The organism is Dyella sp. EPa41 (assembly GCF_016586165.1).
In the GTDB taxonomy this organism is placed as follows: domain Bacteria; phylum Pseudomonadota; class Gammaproteobacteria; order Xanthomonadales; family Rhodanobacteraceae; genus Dyella.
Map to the genome: position 1 here is coordinate 1 of NZ_BCPR01000145.1, position 2,825 is coordinate 2,825.

3 protein-coding genes and 1 pseudogene are annotated in these 2,825 nt (G+C 64.2%); 2 read left to right on the forward strand and 2 right to left on the reverse strand.

The window, feature by feature from the left end; all coding sequences use genetic code 11:
• Window positions 1-178 precede the first annotated feature (178 nt).
• Both JMF82_RS21750 and JMF82_RS21755 read right to left on the reverse strand, forming a co-directional pair.
• On the reverse strand, window positions 179-883 hold the full coding sequence (locus tag JMF82_RS21750; protein ID WP_201316610.1) for a DUF899 domain-containing protein: 705 nt from the start codon (window positions 881-883) through the stop codon (window positions 179-181).
• Between the two features lie 61 nt (window positions 884-944).
• A complete protein-coding gene (locus JMF82_RS21755; protein ID WP_201316611.1) occupies window positions 945-1,394 on the reverse strand; it encodes a metalloregulator ArsR/SmtB family transcription factor in 450 nt (149 codons plus the stop codon).
• 501 nt (window positions 1,395-1,895) lie between these two features.
• Here JMF82_RS21755 and JMF82_RS21760 point away from each other — a divergent pair.
• Together JMF82_RS21760 and JMF82_RS21765 are read left to right on the forward strand one after the other, a co-directional pair.
• Window positions 1,896-2,144: a high-potential iron-sulfur protein gene (locus JMF82_RS21760; protein ID WP_236585624.1), complete on the forward strand. Its 249-nt coding sequence runs from the start codon at window positions 1,896-1,898 to the stop codon at window positions 2,142-2,144.
• A gap of 175 nt (window positions 2,145-2,319) precedes the next feature.
• Window positions 2,320-2,825 (forward strand): annotated as a pseudogene (locus tag JMF82_RS21765) (cytochrome C); the annotation flags it as partial.

A 2,825-nucleotide genomic window follows, 5' to 3' on the forward strand; every position in this document is an offset into this window, starting at 1 on the left:
CAGTTCGGCAAGGCGCACGCTGCCATCGAAGGTGGTGAACCGGTAATCCTTCACGGGCTCCGGTTCGACGGTCGCGAGCGTCTCGCGCATCTTTTCCCGGATGTCGGAGATCTGCCGCCGATAATCGGCGAGCTTCCCGTTGACGTCTGCATATTTCATGGCGATGTCCTCGTGCGGCTCAGCTTTCGTAGGCGATGCGGTGCTTCAACCAGGCCATGGGGTAGGGCAGGTCGTCCTCGTCGCGGCCTTTGGGCGCGATGTCGAGGTAGTGGTAGGCGGTGTTGAACATGTCCACGCCGCGGCCATACGTGGAGTAGGTGTGGAAGATGGCGTCACCCTGCTTGATGAAGGCGCTGACGCCGGGCATCTCCGGTCCCTTCACCGTCATCGATCCGTAGTTGTAGGGCGAACCGTCGTGCTCGGGCGATGGCGGCGGGAACGACACGCCATAGTCGAAATTGAAGTCGCTGCCGGCCGAGGACACCCACTTGAAGGTCCAGCCGAACTTGCGCGCCTGGTCCTGCAGCTTGTGCAGCGGCCCGCGCGAGATGGCCACCATCGACACGTCGCGCTGGTTGAGGTGCGGGATGATGCCGTTGAAGTTGTCCGCCCAGAACGAGCAGCTGCGGCAGCCGATGTCCCAGTCGGGCGCGTACATGAAGTGGTAGACGATGAGCTGGCTGTGCTTGCCGAACAGGTCGGCGAGCGTTTCCTTGCCGTGCTCGCCTTCGAATACATAGTCTTTTTCGATGCGCTCCCAGGGCAGTTCGCGACGCTCGCGGCTCAGCTCGTCGCGCAGGCGGGTGAATTCCTTCTCCTTGGCGAGAAAACGCTTGCGCGTTTCCACCCAGTCTTCGTGGTTCACGATCTGATGCATGGCCATGGCAACCTCCTAGGCGTGGGGAGGCCGGCGCCGGATCCTCGCGGATCGCGCACGGCGCCGGTCATTGCTTGCGTGATGTGCGTTTCTTGGCTTGCTTGCGGGTCGGGGCGGATGCCGACGAGGCGGCCTTGCGCTCGTCGATGTCCACAAGGGTGGCGGCGAGCAGGTCGAACTGCTGCTGCCAGTACTTGCTGTAGCGGTTCATCCAGACGGCGGCATCGAGCAGGGGGCCGGCGTCGAGGCTGCAGCGGCTGATACGTCCGGTGCGCTCCTGCTGGATCAGCCCGGCCCGCACCAACACCTGGATATGGCGAGACACCGCCTGCAGCGACACATCGAACGCCGCCGCGATCTCCGACACCAGCAGCGCCTGTCCATCGAGCTGTTCCAGGACCTGCCGGCGAATGGGATCGGACAGCGCGAAGAACACCTGGTCCAGGCGCGACTGCGCCAGATCCGGATCGAACCCGGCGTCGGTAACGGCTTGCAGCGGCTGACGGATATTCACCATGGGTGTTTAATATCAACATATACGTTGATTGTCAACAGATATGTTGATTGTGTGCTTGCCGGCGCAATCCGGGCAGTGAAAGCTCGCACCTGCCGGCGTGCATCAGCCCGGGCGAAGCGCGGCGCAACCGGGGGAGGCATCGCCCTGGTGCTCCATGGCGAATCGGGCAGGGCGATCATGAGTCCGCTGGGCGAGCCGCTAAGGACCCCTGGCCCGCCCGACCCACGGCAGGTCATTCAACCCGCCTCCGTGTTTTTTCATTCCCGTTAAACCAAAGCGTATGCAAGCGGCACATACGGGGGTGTCGTGCCCGACCGATGGAGCTGTCCGCGCCAGAGGACGGGTGATGCTGTCTTCTGTCTCGCCGGGGCGCAAACGTGCAGGCGAGCATCCATCCCTGAGGAGGAGGTGCGCATGGCTGTATCGGCTTATTCCGAGGTCGCCGCTCGTCGCCGCTTCTTGAGGCTTGTGGCCACGGGCGGAGCCGCCACGGGCGTGGCGATGTTTGCGCCTGGCCTACTGCGTGCGGCCGACCTGCCTCACCTGGATGCATCGGATCCCACGGCCAAGGCGCTTGGCTATGTGGAAGACGCATCCACCACGACGAATGCAAAGCACCAGGCGGGGGATGCTTGCGCCAACTGCCAGTTCTATTCCGGCGGGCCGACGGGCTATGGGCCCTGCCAGATCTTCGCGGGGAAATCCGTCAATGCGAAGGGCTGGTGCGTTTCCCATAGCCCCAGGAAATAGCAGTGCCCCAAGGCGCAGGAGTTCCCGGATGAACTCTTGCCACCCTGTCCAGCGCACTGAGGCGCTGGACGATCGATGACCGGCCGTTGATCCAGCAACGGTCAGGCGATGACGTGGGAGAGTCATGCGTACTTTTCGGGGATCACTCGAGGTTCTATGGAGATGCCTGTTCATCGTGGTTGCACTTTTGGCCATGAGCCCTGCGGTGTTCGCGCAGCAGGCGACCACCAGGAACGAAGACAGCACCAAGCTCACGCAGAGCGACATTGACCGCATGCTCCCGCCGACCGACATGGGCGCGGGTGTCCACGCGGCAAGAGATGCGTCGCCTTCGACGGCGTCGATGGGCACGGGGCCTGCCACGCCGTTCGACGCGGCGCGTATCCCCGACAACCCGGCGGCACCCAAGGCGCAGCCCATCGGCGCGAAGACCTGCAATGCATGCCATGCGCTGGAGGATCTCCACGCCTCGCACGCCATGCACGTGCAGTCGTTCCAGGTGGGCGCGGCGAACACCGGGCCGCAGGCGGCGTGCGAAGCGTGTCATGGGCCCGGTTCGGATCACGCCAAGAACCCCACGGCCAAGGGTTCGATCATTGCCTTCACGCACGGCAGCGCGAGCACGCCGGAGACCCAGGCCGCCGTGTGCCTCGGCTGTCACACCGGTGGCGCCAGGCAACA